Origin of the sequence: Virgibacillus tibetensis (genome assembly GCF_036026595.1) — a bacterium.
Lineage (GTDB): Bacteria > Bacillota > Bacilli > Bacillales > Amphibacillaceae > Virgibacillus_P > Virgibacillus_P tibetensis.
Genome location: NZ_JARZFX010000002.1, coordinates 246,000 through 264,755 on the forward strand (window position 1 = coordinate 246,000; position 18,756 = coordinate 264,755).

Annotated in this window: 18 protein-coding genes; 1 reads left to right on the forward strand and 17 read right to left on the reverse strand. The window is 39.6% G+C overall.

What is annotated here, in order from left to right:
* Nucleotides 1-173: 173 nt before the first annotated feature.
* From ehuA to QGM71_RS06070, 10 genes are all read right to left on the reverse strand, one after another.
* Nucleotides 174-944 carry an ectoine/hydroxyectoine ABC transporter ATP-binding protein EhuA gene (gene ehuA, locus QGM71_RS06025; protein ID WP_327606626.1) on the reverse strand — a complete coding sequence of 257 codons (771 nt, stop codon included), beginning with the start codon at nucleotides 942-944 and terminating at the stop codon, nucleotides 174-176.
* On the reverse strand, nucleotides 944-1,657 hold the full coding sequence (gene ehuD / locus QGM71_RS06030; RefSeq protein WP_327606627.1) for an ectoine/hydroxyectoine ABC transporter permease subunit EhuD: 714 nt from the start codon (nucleotides 1,655-1,657) through the stop codon (nucleotides 944-946). Before ehuD ends, ehuA begins: the two co-directional genes overlap by 1 nt.
* Entirely contained in the window at nucleotides 1,654-2,280 is a 627-nt protein-coding gene (locus QGM71_RS06035) for an amino acid ABC transporter permease (protein WP_327607047.1), read from the reverse strand. The genes ehuD and QGM71_RS06035 overlap by 4 nt, the downstream gene beginning before the upstream one ends.
* A 154-nt stretch (nucleotides 2,281-2,434) precedes the next feature.
* Nucleotides 2,435-3,328, reverse strand: coding sequence for an ectoine/hydroxyectoine ABC transporter substrate-binding protein EhuB (gene ehuB / locus QGM71_RS06040; RefSeq protein ID WP_327606628.1), 894 nt, complete (start codon nucleotides 3,326-3,328; stop codon nucleotides 2,435-2,437).
* A 137-nt stretch (nucleotides 3,329-3,465) separates the two neighbouring features.
* Nucleotides 3,466-4,653, reverse strand: coding sequence for a M24 family metallopeptidase (locus tag QGM71_RS06045; protein ID WP_327606629.1), 1,188 nt, complete (start codon nucleotides 4,651-4,653; stop codon nucleotides 3,466-3,468).
* 447 nt (nucleotides 4,654-5,100) lie between these two features.
* The gene (locus tag QGM71_RS06050) at nucleotides 5,101-6,507 is read right to left on the reverse strand and encodes an APC family permease (protein ID WP_327606630.1); all 1,407 of its coding nucleotides are present in this window, start codon (nucleotides 6,505-6,507) and stop codon (nucleotides 5,101-5,103) included.
* Nucleotides 6,508-7,405: 898 nt separating this feature from the next.
* Nucleotides 7,406-8,749 carry an aminotransferase family protein gene (locus QGM71_RS06055; RefSeq protein WP_327606631.1) on the reverse strand — a complete coding sequence of 448 codons (1,344 nt, stop codon included), beginning with the start codon at nucleotides 8,747-8,749 and terminating at the stop codon, nucleotides 7,406-7,408.
* A 217-nt stretch (nucleotides 8,750-8,966) separates the two neighbouring features.
* Nucleotides 8,967-9,416 carry a hypothetical protein gene (locus tag QGM71_RS06060; protein ID WP_327606632.1) on the reverse strand — a complete coding sequence of 150 codons (450 nt, stop codon included), beginning with the start codon at nucleotides 9,414-9,416 and terminating at the stop codon, nucleotides 8,967-8,969.
* Between the two features lie 151 nt (nucleotides 9,417-9,567).
* Nucleotides 9,568-10,776 (reverse strand): leucyl aminopeptidase family protein, encoded by a 1,209-nt coding sequence (locus QGM71_RS06065; protein ID WP_327606633.1) that lies wholly within the window; start codon nucleotides 10,774-10,776, stop codon nucleotides 9,568-9,570.
* A gap of 286 nt (nucleotides 10,777-11,062) precedes the next feature.
* Nucleotides 11,063-12,475 carry a hypothetical protein gene (locus QGM71_RS06070; RefSeq protein WP_327606634.1) on the reverse strand — a complete coding sequence of 471 codons (1,413 nt, stop codon included), beginning with the start codon at nucleotides 12,473-12,475 and terminating at the stop codon, nucleotides 11,063-11,065.
* A 296-nt stretch (nucleotides 12,476-12,771) separates the two neighbouring features.
* On the opposite strand from QGM71_RS06070, the gene QGM71_RS06075 reads away from it, so the two are divergent.
* A complete protein-coding gene (locus QGM71_RS06075; RefSeq protein ID WP_327606635.1) occupies nucleotides 12,772-13,227 on the forward strand; it encodes a CoxG family protein in 456 nt (151 codons plus the stop codon).
* Between the two features lie 201 nt (nucleotides 13,228-13,428).
* Here the strand turns inward: QGM71_RS06075 and QGM71_RS06080 are convergent, their stop codons facing one another.
* From QGM71_RS06080 to QGM71_RS06110, 7 genes are all read right to left on the reverse strand, one after another.
* Nucleotides 13,429-14,481 carry a galactitol-1-phosphate 5-dehydrogenase gene (locus QGM71_RS06080; RefSeq protein ID WP_327606636.1) on the reverse strand — a complete coding sequence of 351 codons (1,053 nt, stop codon included), beginning with the start codon at nucleotides 14,479-14,481 and terminating at the stop codon, nucleotides 13,429-13,431.
* A 37-nt stretch (nucleotides 14,482-14,518) separates the two neighbouring features.
* Nucleotides 14,519-14,674 (reverse strand): hypothetical protein, encoded by a 156-nt coding sequence (locus tag QGM71_RS06085; RefSeq protein ID WP_407702995.1) that lies wholly within the window; start codon nucleotides 14,672-14,674, stop codon nucleotides 14,519-14,521.
* 86 nt (nucleotides 14,675-14,760) lie between these two features.
* On the reverse strand, nucleotides 14,761-15,432 hold the full coding sequence (deoC, locus tag QGM71_RS06090; RefSeq protein WP_327606638.1) for a deoxyribose-phosphate aldolase: 672 nt from the start codon (nucleotides 15,430-15,432) through the stop codon (nucleotides 14,761-14,763).
* A gap of 127 nt (nucleotides 15,433-15,559) precedes the next feature.
* Nucleotides 15,560-16,591, reverse strand: coding sequence for a zinc-binding dehydrogenase (locus QGM71_RS06095; RefSeq protein WP_327606639.1), 1,032 nt, complete (start codon nucleotides 16,589-16,591; stop codon nucleotides 15,560-15,562).
* Nucleotides 16,592-16,643: 52 nt separating this feature from the next.
* Nucleotides 16,644-17,903 carry a galactitol-specific PTS transporter subunit IIC gene (locus tag QGM71_RS06100; RefSeq protein ID WP_327606640.1) on the reverse strand — a complete coding sequence of 420 codons (1,260 nt, stop codon included), beginning with the start codon at nucleotides 17,901-17,903 and terminating at the stop codon, nucleotides 16,644-16,646.
* Between the two features lie 88 nt (nucleotides 17,904-17,991).
* Nucleotides 17,992-18,270 (reverse strand): PTS sugar transporter subunit IIB, encoded by a 279-nt coding sequence (locus QGM71_RS06105; protein WP_327606641.1) that lies wholly within the window; start codon nucleotides 18,268-18,270, stop codon nucleotides 17,992-17,994.
* A gap of 1 nt (nucleotide 18,271) precedes the next feature.
* Nucleotides 18,272-18,754: a PTS sugar transporter subunit IIA gene (locus QGM71_RS06110; protein ID WP_327606642.1), complete on the reverse strand. Its 483-nt coding sequence runs from the start codon at nucleotides 18,752-18,754 to the stop codon at nucleotides 18,272-18,274.
* Nucleotides 18,755-18,756 lie beyond the last annotated feature (2 nt).

An 18,756-nucleotide genomic window follows, 5' to 3' on the forward strand; every position in this document is an offset into this window, starting at 1 on the left:
TATTTTCCCGTACCGGAATAAAAATTTTAACTTTCACTACGTCGCACTTTATATATTTTGTTTCAAAAGTAACAAATTCTTTCGTTGGGACGAGTAATCGCAGGTACAGGTGCAGTCCCATTCTTTTAGAAAACAGTATTAAGGACAGTTAATATTTCGCTAGTTTAAGTTGGCTATCTCTTAAACCGCCTCAGGAAGCTTTGCAGTCGTACGTTTTCTGATTGACCAAACACTTCATGTGGTGGTCCCTGTTCGGCGATAACACCAGCATCCAAAAAGAGTACACGGTCTGCAATGTCTCTTGCAAATTCCATTTCATGTGTTACTAATACCATAGACATGCTGCCTTCATTCGCTATCCCGCGAATAACTTCAAGTACCTCTTCGACCAGCTCCGGATCCAGGGCTGATGTCACCTCATCAAACAGCATGATCTTAGGCCGCATTACCAATGCCCTAGCCATTGCTACACGCTGCTTCTGCCCACCAGAGAGCTGACTTGGATAGTTATCGAGTTTATCCCCAAGTCCTACTTTTTCCAGCATCTCTACCGAACGTTCCTTAGCTGTTTTCTTATCTTCTTTTTGCACATGAATAGGTGCAGTCATGCAATTCTCTAAGATGGACATATGAGGGAAGAGATTGAAGTGCTGGAATACCATTCCTATATTTCCCCTAATTTGTTGTAAATGTTTTTCATTAGCAGGTATTAATTTACCGTTTTTCTCCATGTTCCACAGGTTTTCTCCGTCAACTAGAATAGTACCAGAGGTTGGCTCTTCTAAAGTCATCAGCATACGAATAATTGTTGTCTTACCAGACCCACTGGGTCCGATAACTGCAACTTTCTCGGCAGGTTTAATATCTAAATCAATTCCTTTTAATACCTCGACATCACCAAACGATTTATGCACATTCTGAAATTTAACAATTGGCTCCACCATCAGGTCACCATTCCTTTTCCATTAGTCTTAATCACTGCATTCTTATCGAAACGGCGATTCATTTTTAGTTCCAGTTTCTTAATCAGTATTGCAGAAGGGTAGCTTAACACTAAGAATAAAATCGCTACTATTGTTAATGGCTCTAAGTAGGTCCAGTATTGCGCACCATAGCTGTTAGCCATGTGCAGAATTCCTACTACACCAATGGTCGAGGCAAGAGGTACTTCTTTAAACATAATAATAAGATAATTTCCAAGCATTGGGATTGTAGGCGGAATTGCTTGCGGCAAAATAATCTTAACCCACTTCTTTCCTGTAGAGAAATTAAGTGCTTTTGATGCTTCCCATTGTCCTTTTCCAACACTATCAATTCCAGAACGATAAACTTCCCCAATATACGTACTAAAATGAATGCCAAGACCTAACACAGCACTGGTAAATGGATCCAATGTCATTCCAACTACAGGAACCATTGGCCATGCATAATAGATAAAAAACAGCTGTACAAGAGGCGGCGTCGATCGAATAAACTCCATCGTCCAGGTAACAACCCAATTAATCAGTTTATTAGGTATTCTTCTTAAGAAAGTCCATACAAACCCAAATAACAGCGCGAATATGTAGCAGGCTATCGTAAGACCAATGGTTATACCTAAGCCTTGAACGACGATAGGGAAAGCATGAAAGAAAACGTCCCAGCTCCAATTGTTCATGTAGCCACCCCTTTCTTAGAAATACCTTCCATTTTTCGCGTGAGCCATATTAAAGGCAGTGCGAGTATAAAGTAGAATATAAGTATTAATAGATATACAGTCGGTGCCTGTGATAAGTTGGAGCTTCTCAAAATGCCGCCATAGTATAAAATATCGGTCATTCCAATCAGTGAAACTAACGATGTGGCTTTTAGCATTTGGATAAGGTAATTCCCAAACTCCGGGAGCATCATGCGAATAGCCTGTGGGAAAATAACAAGTCGCATGCGCTGAAAAGAGGACATGTTAAGCGCAGTCGCAGCCTCTGTTTGACCTTTAGCTACAGCAAGAATAGAACCTCGTACAATTTCAGACATGTACGCCCCATAGTTCAAAGCAATAGCTATTACTCCCGCCCACCAATTGCTGCCAAGTTGGATACCAAACAACATTGGTATTGCATAATATAACCAAAATAATTGTACAATTAACGATGTACCACGAAATATTTCAACATAAAAGCCAGTACTCTTCCGGATTACAATATTAGGTGAAAGGCGACATAATCCTGCAATAAAAGCAAATAAATAACCAAAAAACGCAGAAGCAATAAGCACTGTAATCGTAATATTTATTCCTTTCATTAAAACTGGGAAGATTTCAGTTATCGCACTAATAGTAATCACTCCTTTACTATCTATTTTTAAACAAAACATAGGGTCCGACCCCTGGGCGAGGGAGCCGGACCCTATGGAGTAATCTTGCTTATCTTATGATGACACGATGATTATTCCTCTATTATTTGATATCTCCGCTGCAGATTTTCTCAGTAGTAATGTCATCTGAAACGCTGTTCGTTTCGCCATTAAATCCATTTGCATCCAATAGTTCAGCTACCTTGCCACTAGCTTTTAACTCTGCAAGTTTTTCATTATACGCTTGCAGTAAATCTTCATTGTCCTTATGAAATGCAGCTGCACCATAGCTTGGTACTCCGTCAATATCCGGTTGTTCAAAATTGTCTACAAACTCTAAACTCTCTGTACCAGCAGACTCCAATGCCATTTTAATTGTCATCTCTGTACCTGTTGTAGCATCGGCCCGCCCAGACTCCACGGCTGAGAATGTTGCAGGAATATCTGGTGCACTTTGAATTTGTCCCGGATCTACACCTTCAGATTTTAAAAACTCATTTTCAGTAGCTCCTGCCATTACAGAAACCGTTGCATCAGGATTGTCAGCAATGTCCTTATAACTCATTAGACCTAAAGGATTTCCTTTTTGTACAATAAGGCCCTCCCCATACTGCATTTCCGGTTCACCGAAGGCTGCATTCTCACAACGATCAGGATTAATTGCCATACCAGCAGTTATGACATCAAATTGTCCTGCACCTAGACCAGGTATTAACTGACCAAACTCTGCCAGTTGAGAATCCATTTCCTCAATGCCCAGCTCTTTGAAGACAGCTGCTGCAATATCAACTGCTGCTCCTTTTAATTCCCCATCTTCTTCATAGGCGTATGGCTTTTCATTGGCAAAGCCAATTGTCACCTTACCTGCTTCCTGTAACTCTGCTAATTTACCACTCTCACCATTTCCACCGTCACCACTTGCTTCTTCATCAGAGCCACATGCTGCCAGGAAAATTAACATCAGGATTAATGTGGTTGTAAGTAATACTTTTTTCATCTCTAAATGACCTCCTCTTATATTGAAAAAATGTAACCATTTGTTCATATCTTGGATGTCTTTCTAACTGTGACTTTTCTAAACTAGGATATTATGTAAGGAGAACAGGGCACCCCCATATCTCCTTCGTGCTTGCATTATGCTAACCGGATATTTGGTTTGACGAACAGCTCCCGGGGAAAGTCGGCAAGCACTTCACAGCCCGTTTCTGTTACCCGAAACGATTCACTTATTTCCATCCCCACATGGCCAAGGTCAATCGTTGGAATCATATGAAATACCATATTAGGCTGTAATACGGTACGGTCACCCGGTCTTAAACTAGCAGTATGCTCTCCCCAGTCAGGCGGGTAATTCAACCCTGTCGAGTAACCTATCCGGGACTCCTTCTTAATTCCATTCTTTTCAATGGAATTTCTCCACGCCAATTCAACTTCTTCGCAGGTGATTCCAGGCTTCACAATATCAAGTGCACTGTTCATCCCTTCAATGACAACCTCGCTCAATCGCTGTATTTCTTCATTTGGCATACCAACTACAACTGTTCTTGCCAGGGGGGAATGGTACCGTTTATGGCATCCGGCTAACTCAATAATTACAGGATTACCATCTACGAAAGGCTCATCTGTCCATGTCAAATGACAGGCAGAAGTTTTTTCACCTGTAGGCAATAACGGAACAATCGAAGGGTAATCACCTCCATATTCTTCCATGCCGCTAATCTGTGCATGGGATATATTTGCAACTACATCACATTCTCTTACTCCCTCATTTATTGAATCGAAAGCAACTTGCATTGCCTTCTCGGAAATTTTGGCTGCTTTTTTAATATAATCAATTTCATTATCAGATTTAACGATCCTAATCCAATTGACCAGGCTTGTTCCATCTATAAATCGTGCATTACTTAGTTCCTGTGTAAGACGAATATAGCATTTAGCGGTGAAATAATAGGCATCCAATTCTACAGCAATGGATTTCCGATCCTGGTTCTTCTCCTTTAAAAAGTCACTCACAAAATCCATTGGGTGTTTTACAGTCGATTGAACATAGTCATCTGCGTAAGGAAGAATATGTGCATTATCCAAATAGGTGGTATGCCTAGCAGCACTGGCATCCAAACCACGTCCTATCCAGTAGGGCTGTTCCTCGTCAATTAACACAACGAGCAACTGGTGCACGTAAAAGGACCACGCATCATATCCAGTCAAATAATTCATGTTAGCCGGATCAGTCACTAGCAATACATCAACACCCGACTCCGCCATCCTTTGTTTGGTCTTCGTTAATCTTTCTTGAAACTCTGAAATAGGAAACGTTAACACCTACATCCCTTCCCCTCGTACATAATTTAACTATATACTTGAAAGCGCTTACTAATTACTGATAAAAACAGATCGTCCCTGAAATTGCGCAGGCATTCATGCTGATCAATAATAACTATTCGCTTTCTATATACAATGCTATAACTAGGACAATCGGACCATTTGCTTATTGTGTCGATTGTCGACATTATTGTATATTCATTATAATCTATAAAATTTCCAAGTGTCAACAATTATTTTAATTATTTTAAATGTTATATTATTAATGAAGTAAGAATGATCTGTTTTTTCTGCTCACAACGCCCTTAGACATTATCCAAGATGTAATGATGATGAAACCAGCTGACTCTGCAGTTTCCTTTTTAGAGCTTTAGATTGTATGATTCTTTGCCACCATAAAAAAAGCGCACCCTATCAGGAAGAATGCGCTGTTCATCTAACATTTTCTTATGCAATTCGGTCTATTTCTTCTTTCATTTTTTTATCTGCATAACCTTTACCGTACTTTGCAATGGACACCTTATATAAAATGAATCCTAAGATTACCCATACCCCTACAATAATCCACTCATATGGCCAAATTAATGCTGAGGGCATTCCCGGCATGTATAGAAGAGTAATCCCTCCAGCCATGAAAGCAGCAATCCATCCAATTGCTGTACCTCCACGAAGTCTAAATGGACGCTTCATATCGGGAGCCTTTTTGCGTAAAATAATGAACGACACTGCAACCATAAACCATGCCACAACCAGTCCAAGTCCACCAGCATCAACAAGCCAAACCAGTGCCGGTCGTCCCAGTAAAGGAGCACCTGTGGAAAACACACCGATCAGTATAATAGCTTTGTAAGGCGTATTATACTTTGGGTGCAGCTCGCCCAATGACTTGGGAAGCATACCTGCTCTTGCAAGCGCATAAATCGCCCGACTTCCACCAACATAAAAGCCAAGCCAACTTGTCAATATGCCGCCAATCCCGCCGAGAACAAGTAAATTGCCCATGAACTGACTATTTCCAAAGGCTTTGGCCATGGCATCAGCTGTCACAAGGTTTGATGCACCGATTTCCTCGGGACTTAACACTCGGGACACTCCGAATATCACAGCAATATACCAAACGACAGCGAGAACGACAGAAAATATTAAAAGCTGCCCGATTTTTTTCTGTGGTAATTTTATTTCTTCTGCTGCCTGTGGAATGACATCAAATCCTACAAACATAAATGGTGTCATAATCACCACTGTCAGCAGCCCGGCCATTCCCTTTTCAAACAATGGCTCCATGTTTTGAAAATTACCTGCAGCAGTACTTCCAGTGATCAATAGTACCCCAGCCATTACAATCAGTAATGTTAATATAAACGTAATAGCCGTGGTGAACTTGATTCCACGGTAATTAATCCATGCAACAATGACAGAGCCGAGTATACCAACACCTGCCCAGGTAATCGTCACATCCCAGCCTGCAATCGTGTATAAGTAGCCCATACTGTAATTCGGTATTAAATACTCAAAAACTGTTGGTAAAGCAACAGCCTCAAAAGCCACGACGGATACATAACCAAGTATAATTGCCCATGTCGCTATAAAGGAGGCCGTCCTCCCCATCGCCTTATAGGTGTAGACATGTTCCCCACCTGCCAATGGTAGTGCCGAAGCTAATTCTGCATAGGTTAAACCAACAAATATTACAAGTATGCCTCCAATAACAAAAGCCAAAATAGCTCCAAGGGAACCTGCTCCGGTTATCCATATTCCTGTTGTTACAACCCATCCCCAACCAATCATTGCGCCAAAAGCGAGAGCAATGACATCCTTATTCCCAAGAATTCTTGATAATTTCTGTTCGCTCATCTCTTTACCTCCTATTCATCAATCAGTATTTTTGAATAGATTTTGACATAGGCTTTTTCTAAAAAATTGGTGTACCATAGGTTCGTCCCACCAAAAGATTGTTGTCTCTGTCACGTAGATATAAAGTGCGACGTAGTGAAAATTCTCTTTCATGACACTATTTTCTCTTTCTGATGATTATTGATGGTTGAGTGCTTCAATTCGCTCCGGCAGAATACTTCGCTTTCCATGGGCACGGCCTCAGCCTCCTCAGAAGCAAAGAACGCTTCTGAGGGGGTCTTCGGACACGTGCTGTTCCCATAGGAGTCTGCGTATTCTGCCTACGCTGATAAAGATTTCCTGATTTTCCAGCGGCAGAAAATGTAAGACTCCTCGAAAAACATCCACATTTTCTTCGTGAGATTTAATATTGCCGAAGCTTTACTGCGGGTTCTTTAGCAGGGACTGGGACTGCGATTACTCGCCCCATCGAAAACCATTTGTAATTACTCGTCCCTCCAAAAGGCTTTGGTGCCCCAGGAGTGGACTGACCGTAGCGAAAGTCAAAAAAATTATAAGCATTAGGTGAATTTTAATAACATTGCACAATGGCCAGCGCAGGAAATATACGAAGACTCCTGCGGGAACAGCGAAGACGCCTGAGACCCCACAGTGAGCGTTCTTTGCGAGCGAGGAGGCTCAGCGCGAGCCCGCGGAAAGCGAAGTGTATTTCCGTAGCGGGGTTACGTTAATAACAAGTTACTTCGTCTTTTATAGAAACTACGAAAATTAAAAGCAACAAAACTAGCGATAGGACCCTTGGTATTAAGTTGTAGTTAAATATATGTTTACATTGGTCGGTTAATTCAAAAAAAGTGGTAGTAGTAACAGGAAGAGGTGTCTCCACCTCTTCGAATGATTAAAACGCGACACCTAGCTGTTTCTGGACAGTCAGAATAGAATCATGCAGTTTTTCTAGCATGGTATTCACTTGATTTTCGTCAATAATAATCGGTGGAGCAAAGCAAATTATATCAGAGTCGCCGTATGAAACAGCTCGACAGATAACCCCTCGTTCATGTAATGCTTCAATTACCTGTGCAGCAACCTGCAAATCAGGAGAAAAGTGCTTATTGGTTACTGGATCCTGTACAAGTTCCACTGCCCCCAAAAGACCAACAGCACGGACCTCCCCTACAATATCCAGATTTCCCTTCAACTTTCGGAATCCCTCTAGCATGAAAGAGCCCATTTTCCTAGAGTTCTCCACAAGGTTTTCTTGCTCTATAATTTCAATATTTCTCAGTCCTACTGCCGCAGCGGCTGGATGACCGCTATATGTAAAGCCATGGAATAAAGTGCCTTTTGACTTTTCCTTCAGCACCTCATGAATATGATCAGAAACAACAACACCTCCAAGTGGGAAATAACCACTCGTTACTCCTTTTGCGAAGGTGATCATGTCTGGAACAACTCCCCAATTTTCCATTCCAAACATTTTCCCTGTACGACCGAAACCAGTGATGACCTCGTCAAGGATGAACAGCACACCATACTCCTCGCATACATTTTTAACTTCCTGAAGGTAATCATCCGGGGGAATTAATACGCCGCCTGCGCCTTGTACCGGCTCGACTAATACAGCGGCTACCTTTTCCGCTCCATCTGCTTCAATCACCTGACGCAACGAAGCAATTGCTTGTTCGGTGCTGCTTTCGTAAGGTGATTCTGCGTGCGTAAAGTCTGTCATCATATGACCAGCCATTCCCCAAAACTCCGGAATTCCAGTCGCACTGGTAGAACCGGCAGCGACTCCATGATACCCACGTTTTAAAGATATGATTTTTCGGCGGTTAGGCTGATCTTGAATTCGCCAATAATGACGGACAAGTTTGATAGCTGAATCATTGGATTCCGATCCACCAGAAGTAAAGAAAACAGCATTCAAGTGACCTGGAGCGATAGATGCAATCTTCTCGGCCAGCTTGATAGCAGGCTCATGACTAAATGTGGAGAAGGCTGAACTGAAAGCTAGTTTCTCCATTTGTTTTGCTGCAGCTTCAGCTAACTCCTTTCTTCCATGTCCGATATTTACATTCCAAAGAGATGACATTGCATCAATGTATGCGTTTCCATTTTTGTCCGTTAGATAAATTCCTTCTCCTTGTTCGAATATTACCTTTGCCCCCTTTTCCTGCTGTTGTTGTATGGATGAAGTCGGGTGAATAAAATGTTTTTTGTCCAATTCGATTAAGTTTTCCAAACAAATTCCTCCTTTATTAAAAAAACCAGCAATATAGACAGGCGGGAATAAAGTGCAGTACCCTCTGTTTCTATATAACTGGTTTTAATCTAGGTTTTTGCTCCCCTTCAGCAGAGAAGTCTATTAGATTTGGCAGTCATGTTACTATTTTATTATTACTAATTTATCAAATATTCAATCCGTAGTCAATCATTTTTCTAAAACTCTTACTTAGCACTTACCTTCCCCCATAATCCCATAACACCTTCCATTCATCCTCAAGCATAGTCACATAGACATCCTGTACAATTGTAAAATTTCCAAATTTACCTTTAAAAACCTGTGAAACTGGTACTTTATAAGCAACATCAATCGGTTCTAGGTTTTCTTCCATACGCCAATTTTTTATTTCAACTGCTTCGCCTGTAGTATAAGAGAAACTTGTAACTTCAAAATGGTTCATGAAAACATGCACACGATCCTGTAAATAATTAACTTTCGAAAATTTTTTTTGCATGAATGGATGAAACATCGCCCAGGATTCTGAAAATGCCCCATTTTTTTCAAAAGCATAAAAGCGTTCTACAGCCTCTCGAGCTTTTCGTTCGGGAGATGTATGATCGAGTAAATATAAAATTATGGCTGCTATAATCGCTAAGGTTACCCCCAACAGCAACATGTTTCTCATCAGATCATCCCCCTAGACATGCTTAATCTATTGTTATTCTTCAGTAAGGTTATTTAGTAGTTCATACTTTATTCTTTTGAAAAAGAAAAGGGTGCTAAGCCCACGTATGGATTTAGCACCCTATATAATTCATTCTATTCTTATTGACCTGTCACCTTGATACATGTTCTGTAAAGTCGGCGAGTAATCTTGCCCCAAATCCAGTAGCTGAATTAGTGTAATAACCATTTTCCCGACTGCTCATTACTCCGGCCATATCAACATGCAGCCATTTGCATGAAACAGGAACAAAGCGACGCAGAAATAACCCAGCCACAATAGAACCTGCTTCTGTCTTGGAATTCGTATTCGTAAAGTCAGCATAGTCACTGGATATATAACTGTCATAGGAATCAACTAGAGGCATCGGCCAAACATTGTCACCGTTCTCGCTTCCAATTTGTTTCATCTCCTGGGACAGCGTCTCATCACCGAAGACTCCAGCCAATTTTGAACCTAAAGCATTTAGAATAGCTCCTGTTAATGTAGCAATATTAATGATGTAGTCCGCTTCTAATTCACCCGCACGAATCAGGCCATCAGCCAGAATTAATCGTCCTTCTGCGTCCGTGTTACCAACTTGAACAGTGAGACCATTTTTATAACGGATCACGTCACCTGGAATAACAGCCTTGCTATCGGGCATATTTTCAACAATTGGTATAAGTGCAACGACATTTACTTTCGCCTTAGTTTCGGCCAATAATTTCATCGCCCCTGAAACCGCAGCAGCGCCTCCCATATCCATTCGCATAGTACTTAAGTCTTTTCCCTTTTTCAAGCTGATTCCGCCTGTATCAAATGTCACCCCTTTGCCAACTAGCGCGACGAGTGGTTTCGATTCGTCTCCAAGGTACACTAATTCGACGAATGCAGGCTTATGGTCACTGCCGCGCCCAACAGTCAGCACACCATTCATTTCCATTTTTTCAAGGTCTTCCTTATTAAATACAGTTACATCAACCTCTGTATCAATAAACTCTTTCTTCAAAATATCCGGAAATGTACTCGGATTCAATGTACTTGGGATTTCATTCATTAGATCACGTGAAAAAGCTGTCGCAGCGGCTCTCATTTTACCAACTTCAACATGGGACCCTACATCTTCCCCTCCCTTTACATATAATTCTGTGGAAATTTCAGGTCCATTAGATTTATAGGCAATAAACTTATAGGAACCAAGGTGCCAGCCTTCAACAAATGCTGTTACTAGTGACCCTTCTTCTAAACTATTAAATACTTCACTAAGAACCTTTACATCGATCGATGCTTGTTCCACTTTGTGTTTGCACAGCTCACGGGCGATAGAACCAGCAATCATTCTTGATTTTTCATAGGTTTGCTTTTCCTCTTTAATATCCTTAATTACAACAAATAATTCATCCTCGTGAAATAGTGAAATGAAAGCTGTTGAACTGTTCTCTGCAAACTGTTTCAGTGACTCATTTTTTTGGAAACGTAAATCTGTTGAAAATATTATTGTTGCTTGAATAGGCCTATGGGTTTTTTTCCTCCTTAATTTCTATATGTTATTATTTCGGCACACGAAGAAAAAACCCTGCAAATTAACAGAAAATCTTAGAATGACAATCCAGTATCATCTACGCTTACCAAATGTGTACCATTGTCTGCAAATATACTTGGACAATTATATAGAAAACAATCGCATATTTATAATTAAACCGCACTCCATTTTTCAATAAACTCAAACCATTTGAAGCACTCAATACAATCACAGGCATGATAACCGGTGAGAGCAGAATCGATATTACACTGCCGGAAGTAATCGCTAATACGATCAGTTCGGGCGGATAGGGTAGGTAGATATTTTCCAATAACCCTGCAACGAGTACCATTACAGTTAATGGACCCAAACCTATGAAACCAAGAAAAATCACAATAAATGGAAGGAAATACAAAAAGTTCAAAAACGGGAAAACATCCTGTATGTAGTAAATACCATCAATTACAGTCGTTCCAAAGGGCGTTTGATTCAACCCATAAATTAACACACCCGCAGCCATCATAATACTCAGCTGGTATGATTGCTTCACCATATCCTCCGTAAAATAAGTTCTTGTTTCCTTTATTAGCTTCTTCTTTTTTTTCTTAATCAAATAATATAAACAAGTCCAGATCACCACTACAATTGGAATGATGATCATTAGGTTAAAAGTATAGATCGCATGCAATAGAAATATCGTTCCGAATAAGGTGATAAAAAGAATCATAAATTCAATAACTTTTTTCTTCACTTCTGCCTTATTAGGGTTACTGCGAAGTACCGTGTCAATTTCATTCCGTAACTCCACTGTTAAATTAACCCCGTACTTTTTTTCCTGAAAATAAGAAAAAATGACTGCAGCAATCGTACCTAGAACAGCTATTCCAAAACCTTGCAAAATGGAAATCCATAAAGATGCTCCCATCGTTTCCACAGCGAATATAAAGCTGGGAATACTTATGACCCACAAGGTGGAGAGAGCAAACGCCCGGAGGAGCGCAGTCCCTTTGAAATTTTCCCATGCCTCTCCCTTTTGGTTTTTCAATATGACGTTAATAAATTGATACATCATCGGGATTGCGCCAAATAATAAAAAGTAAGCAATAACCTGGGTAAACGATACAATTCCAAAGTAGAATTTACGGCTTGTGTTAATTGCTCTATGGGCATAAGCCAAAATATCTTCAATATAAGGTTCTTCCCGCAACACCCAGCTGATCATTGGTACAATAACCAATAAACCGATGATACTGCGCATTTGCAGAAATCCATTATAAAATCCAACTGCAAGAGATCCATCTGAGAAGATCATAACGAGTACACCAACGATAAATAAAAAAAGTGGTAATTTAAACTGGTTAACCTTTAACCTCATTCCTGTGAATAATATTACCAGGAAGCCACTAGCGGAAAGTATATATAATAGTATAGTTACCTCATAAAAATAGGTAAAAAAATGCAATAGTGCATAAAAAGTAATAGATAATCGCAATCCCCATATACTGAAGCTTTTCATCCATAGGCACTCCCTGCTGTTGAAATAGTAGAAATGAAGACGAAGAGATATGTGAATGCCTTCAAATCCATTATAGTACTATCCAGGATTTTATAAAGAATTTGGAATCCATCACTTGCTATTCGCCCTTTTTTAAGTATTTCATAAAATATATCGTTCTACTTGAACTTCTTCTGCATATAATAAAAAATGTGCAAATTACGTAAGTATCTCTTTCATCTTTAGCAGAAATAATAAAGCTGGGAGCACAACAAGAGGTCATTTTAGATGACTACATACGAGGAGGAAAAATGAAAATGCCGTCTGGTAAACATCAGGTTGAGATTGATATTCCAATTGAGTACATTTGGAACTTTGTCAGTGATATGAATAAATGGGCCCCGTTAGTTCCTGGCTATGTAACACATGAAACGCTAAGTGATAGACAATCGACATGGAAGTTTAAAGGTGAAGTAGGCAGGATGCAAAAAAACGTTACTATGAAATTGGACATTATAGAATGGGTGGAACCAACCAGAGTTTCCTTTAATTTAACTGGAATAAATGAAAATGTTGTTGGAAAGGGCTATTTTGAAGCAGAGGAATTAAGTCACAAAATAACTAAAATGACTGGCCACCTTACTATTTCTGCGAAAGGTATGGCTGGACCAATGATTAATACCGTACTACGAACCATTGTCCCAAAAACAACACGAGAGTTCACTGAAGCTATCGCCAATAGAATTAAAAAAGTGGAAGTTGTTATGCATTAACCTTAAGGAAGTAATATACGGATTTCTCCGTTAGGGTAATATGTTCTAAATTGAAAATGAATAGAGAAATAACGAAAAAAATCCTTCTCTTCTCATTAGTCAAAAATAGCTGCTAGATCTAGAGTACAATCAAAGTACAATAGATCCAGCAGCCTTTTATAATTTCATTCGACAAAATTCGGGAAGTGACAGGCACTGTTCTTATCCCAGTTCTGGGTAAAACAGAACTTTACCGAAGGATTCTTCTCTGTTAATTATTTTATTAAATGTTTCTGGTCCTTGTCTTAAATGAAGTCTATGGGAAATAATTGGTTTGACATTTATTTGCCCTGTACTCATATAGTGAACGGTTGTGCTCCATTCTTTACCAGGGAATGGAGAGGAAATTGCGTTCCATGATCCAAGAACTGTTAATTCATTCCGCACAATTTTTTCGAAATAGAATCGTTCGATATTGATATCCGCGTAAGGAATACCCATAAACACGACTTCTCCGCCTTTTTTGGGGAGGGCGAATACTTGTGCGGAGGTTATTGGTGACCCTGCTGATTCAATGGCAACATCAACGCCTGTTCCGTTTGTGTGCTCTAAAATTTGTTCATGGGCAGGTTTTTCCAATGAATTAATTAATACATCAGCTCCGACTTCTTTGGCAACGGCAAGCTTCTCATCATCAATATCAATTGCATAGACCTTTTTGGCACCAAATATCTTAGCCCATTGAATTGCAAGTAACCCAATATTTCCACAACCCATTACGGCAACCTCGGCTCCTGGTTGCATAGTCGTACGATAGAAACCATGTACAACAACAGCAGAGGGCTCAACAAATGCCGCAGTATCATAATCTACTGAATCTGGAAGTATAACAACATTCTCAGCTGGCAACTTAACATATTCTGCATATGCTCCTGGATGACGCGCACCGATAACTGTCAAACTTTCACAACGAGCTAACTCCCCTTTTTGGCAGCTTTCACATTTTCCACAGTAAAATGTTGGGCAGCCTGCAACGCGGTCTCCCACATTGACATTGTTTGCTCCTGCTCCAACTTCCACTACTTCTCCTGAGAATTCGTGTCCAAATGTCATTCCTTCCACATACGGTCCCAGCTTATTATATCTCGATATATCCGAACCGCAGATACCGACTGCCTTTACTTTAATAATGACATCATTTGCGTTTTCAATTCTGGGTTTCTCTGTTTCTTCAAAACGAATATCTTGTTTTCCATAGAGTTTTAAGGATCTCAATTCTACCATCCTCTCCGTATTCTGGTTGCTCTGAAATCTAGCTTGCTGTTTCATCCTGCTTAGCTTTTTTCTTGCCAATAATTTTATAAAGTGCAAAACCAATTACAATTGTATTAAGAATTAATTGGTTTTCAAAGTAAAAATTAGTTATAGATCTGAAGGGTCCCAACATAAATTCTAGAAAAGTTTCCATCATTTTAATCACCCTCATTTCTCTACCAATAGTAATGAATGATTAAGTAATCCTACTTAATCATTCATTCTGTTTAAACGAACATACTAATACGAAGCGTTTGATGTTTCACCCGAAATGATTGCGATAGCTCCGCTTGTACCAATTCGGTTTGCACCAGCTTTTATTATAGCTACGGCATCCTCATATGTGCGGACACCACCAGCTGCTTTTACGCCAAAGTCCTCTCCCACGATAGAACGCAGTAGTCGAACATCTTCAACTGTTGCTCCGCCACCATTAAATCCTGTAGCTGTTTTAACAAAATCAGCGCCGGCTTCTACAATTAAATTAGTTGCAGTGATTTTCTCTTCTTTTGTTAATAATGCTGTTTCTATAATAACCTTGGTTGTTAAGCCTTCAGAAGCTTTCACAACCTCAGCAATATCATTTTTCACAACATCATACGCTTGCGATTTTAATGCTCCTAAATTAATCAGCATGTCGATTTCTTCTGCACCATTCTTGATCGCTTCTTTTGTTTCTTCTACTTTGGTATGCGTTGTCGCTCCACCCAATGAAAATCCTATCGGTACGCCGACTTTAATCTTATGTGGAGATAATAAACTATGCGCATGTGCAACATAATACGGATTAACAAAAACTGCTTTAAATCCATGCTCAATCGTTTCATTACAAAAAGTTGTAATATCATCTTTACTAGCTGTTGGTTTCAAAAGTGTATAGTCAATCATATTAATTATGTCTTGCTTATTCATCCTTTATCGCCCCACATTATAGTTATTTAGAATCATCCGCTCCTGGGGAGGATTGCTTGATTTTGCTCTGCCACCCTGCATGGCAGAGCTTAGTCTATACGTAGCTAAACAGGCACTTGCGCTATTATTAGTCAATTGGCGTTAGTAGTACTTTGATCGCTTCTCCGCTTTTAATTGACTGATAAGCTTCTTCCCATTGCGTGATATCAAATTCATGTGTTACCAACGCCAGAGCATTAACACTACCATTATTCATTAATTCAAGAGATGGTTCCCAGTCAGCCGGTTTTTGACTTCTGCTGCCAACAACACGGATTTCTTTTTGAATAATTTTTTCAAGATCAAATGAAATATCTGCTTGAGCAAAAAGCCCAACCTGTCCATATTGTCCTTTTTTACGAAGGAGATCAAGTCCTTGTTTAGCTGCTGGGACCGCACCGGAGCATTCAAATACAACATCTGCACCGTAACCATCAGTCAGGCTGTTAACCAGTTCTTTAATATCTTGTTCCTGTGTATTCACTGCAAAGTCGATACCTAATTCTTCTGCTTTATCCAAACGTACTTTGTCATTTGTTAATCCAGTGATCAGAACTTTAGCACCGCGGCTCTTAGCAACCTGTGCTGTAAACAAACCAATCGGACCTGGTCCAATGACAACGACAACATCACCTTCATTGATTTCTGTTTTTGCAACAGCATGATGTGTACATGCTAAAGGTTCTGTCATTGCAGCTGATTGATAGTCCACATTTTCAGGGATATGATGAACACTTTCTTTACGTGCAACCAAATATTTGGCAAATCCGCCATCCTGCTGTGTACCCAATCCTTTACGATGGTTACAAAGGTTATAGTCACCCGACTGACAGTATTCACATTCTCCACAAATATAAAATGTTGTTTCAGAAGTAACACGGTCACCGGCTTTAAATTCAGTAACTCCTTCGCCGACTTCCACTACTTGACCAGAAAATTCATGACCTAATGTAACAGGCACACCAACTTTGTAATGTCCTTCATACGTATGAATGTCCGATCCACAAACACCTGCATATTTCACTTCAATTTTTACTTGACCAGGTCCTGCTTGTGGTTCCACTTTATCTTGGATTTCTAAGTTACCAAATCCATGTGCTGTTTTTACAAGTGCTTTCATTTAAACTCCTCCTATTAGTCTATATCTAGTTGAATGCTAGAGGACATTTGTATTAGTTAAACAAGGCGAAGAATTTGTAAATGACATAGTTTACGATGTTACCACCTTGGTCAATACTAGAGATTTGCGCTGAACCTTCAGGCATATTGAAATCTGCATTAACAGCCATTTGGGTAAAGATTGGTGCTACATCTGTTGCGATGTAGAGTGAAATAGCAATCATAATTGTACCTACAATTACAGAATGAACAATATTACCTCTTGCTGCACCTACGATAAATGCTACAATAAATGGAATCGTAGCCAAATCACCAAATGGCAATACCGCATTACCAGGTAAAATTACTGCTAATACAACTGTAATCGGAACTAAGATTAATGCTGTTGAAATTACAGCAGGATGTCCCAATGCTACTGCTGCATCAAGTCCGATATAAATCTCTCTATCACCAAATCGTTTATTCAACCATTCACGAGCAGATTCTGATACAGGCATTAAACCTTCCATCAGGATCTTAACCATACGTGGCATCAATACCATAACGGCAGCCATTGCCATACCGATTTCGATGATTTCACCAACATTGTATCCTGCTAATGCACCAATTGCTGCACCAAGGAATAGTCCGATGAAAATTGATTCCCCAAAAATACCAAAACGCTTTTGAATTGTATCCGGGTCTGCATTCCAGTTTCTAATCCCAGGAATTTTTTGTATTCCTTTTACTAAGAAGATACCTGGTGCATAAGAAATTGTACTACCAGTTGCGATAGAAACACCTGGTAATTCATAGAACTCGCTCATCATCGGTGCTGTCCAGTCAGCGACTTTTAAACACACGATTTGGAATAATACTGCTGCAATTAAACCTTGGATAATACTGCCTGAAATCGCATACACCATAGCAGCCATGAATGTATAATGCCAGAAGTTCCAAATATCCACGTTCATAGTTTTTGTTGTTTTTGTAAGAAGCATAACAACGTTTACAACTAGACCCAGTGGAATAATAAATGCTGCTACGACTGATGCCCAAGCAATGGATGATGTTGCCGGCCAACCTACATCAATAACATTCAATTGCACTCCCAGTCGATCAACCATGCCTTGTGCAGCAGGTCCTAGGTTAAGTACAAGTAAATCAATTACTAAGAAAATACCAACAAATGCTACCCCGATGGTTAAACCGGAACGAAATGCTTTACCTATTTTTTGCCCAAAGAATAAACCTAGCAGAAGTATTGCTACTGGTAAAATTACTGTCGCTCCTAGATCTAAAAAACCTTGTATAAAATCAACGAATCCTTGCATGTTTTTTCACCCTCACATAGTAATGTTTTATGATAAATCTCGATTTCTCCTGTTTTGCGAAAAATCGAGACTTTACTTCATAGTTGTATTATTTTTTTAGTTCTTCCAAGATTTGTTTCTTTGTGTCTTCAATCCCAATTCCTGTTAAGAATGCTCTTGCATTAATTACTGGGAATGGATATTCTTTTTTAGTCATTGCAGTTGTTACTAGTAAATCAGCTGTGTCCACGTGTGAACCAACTTCAGTAATTTTTATTTGAACTAAATTAACTTTAAGGTTATTTTCTTTTGCCATTTCTTCAATTGCACCGTTTACAACGGTTGACGTTGCAATTCCTGCTCCACATGCTACCAATACTTTCTTCATATCATTCACCTCCTTCAAGTGAAAATTCTAGTTTACTAGCTAATAGATTCTTTATAGCTGTCCCACTTTTTTCATTTGCTAAATAGTTTAATGTATCCTCATCCTGAAAGATTTGCATTAATCGTTGTAGCAATGCTAACTGATCATGTGCCTTGTCCATCGCCAGCATAAATACAAGCTTAACAGGAGTTGTTGCCTCATCATCTCCCATAATTCCGAAATCTACTGGATCTTTCAGTACAGCAACACTGATGGTTTTTCTGTTAACATGTTCCACATCAGTGTGTGGTATTGCTACAGAAACACCAGCTGTTGGCAAACCTGTAGCAAATTCACCTTCACGTGCGATAATTGCATTGATGAAACTGCTTTTTACAAGATCCTTTTCCACCAAATTGTTTCCCATCTTAGTTAAGACTTCTTCTTTCGTATTTCCTTCTAAATCTAGTAAAATAATAGATTCGTCAAAAAATAAATCACTCATTC

Bases quoted from the DNA above. Each gene is read 5' to 3' on its own strand.
- ehuA (WP_327606626.1), bottom strand. From the start codon at position 944: ATGGTGGAGCCAATTGTTAAATTTCAGAATGTGCATAAATCGTTTGGT.
- ehuD (WP_327606627.1), bottom strand. From the start codon at position 1,657: ATGAACAATTGGAGCTGGGACGTTTTCTTTCATGCTTTCCCTATCGTC.
- QGM71_RS06035 (WP_327607047.1), bottom strand. From the start codon at position 2,280: ATGAAAGGAATAAATATTACGATTACAGTGCTTATTGCTTCTGCGTTT.
- ehuB (WP_327606628.1), bottom strand. From the start codon at position 3,328: ATGAAAAAAGTATTACTTACAACCACATTAATCCTGATGTTAATTTTC.
- QGM71_RS06050 (WP_327606630.1), bottom strand. From the start codon at position 6,507: ATGAGCGAACAGAAATTATCAAGAATTCTTGGGAATAAGGATGTCATT.
- QGM71_RS06060 (WP_327606632.1), bottom strand. From the start codon at position 9,416: ATGAGAAACATGTTGCTGTTGGGGGTAACCTTAGCGATTATAGCAGCC.
- QGM71_RS06065 (WP_327606633.1), bottom strand. From the start codon at position 10,776: ATGATTGCTGGTTCTATCGCCCGTGAGCTGTGCAAACACAAAGTGGAA.
- QGM71_RS06070 (WP_327606634.1), bottom strand. From the start codon at position 12,475: ATGAAAAGCTTCAGTATATGGGGATTGCGATTATCTATTACTTTTTAT.
- QGM71_RS06075 (WP_327606635.1), top strand. From the start codon at position 12,772: ATGCCGTCTGGTAAACATCAGGTTGAGATTGATATTCCAATTGAGTAC.
- QGM71_RS06085 (WP_407702995.1), bottom strand. From the start codon at position 14,674: ATGGAAACTTTTCTAGAATTTATGTTGGGACCCTTCAGATCTATAACT.
- deoC (WP_327606638.1), bottom strand. From the start codon at position 15,432: ATGAATAAGCAAGACATAATTAATATGATTGACTATACACTTTTGAAA.
- QGM71_RS06095 (WP_327606639.1), bottom strand. From the start codon at position 16,591: ATGAAAGCACTTGTAAAAACAGCACATGGATTTGGTAACTTAGAAATC.
- QGM71_RS06100 (WP_327606640.1), bottom strand. From the start codon at position 17,903: ATGCAAGGATTCGTTGATTTTATACAAGGTTTTTTAGATCTAGGAGCG.
- QGM71_RS06105 (WP_327606641.1), bottom strand. From the start codon at position 18,270: ATGAAGAAAGTATTGGTAGCATGTGGAGCAGGAATTGCAACGTCAACC.
- QGM71_RS06110 (WP_327606642.1), bottom strand. From the start codon at position 18,754: ATGAGTGATTTATTTTTTGACGAATCTATTATTTTACTAGATTTAGAA.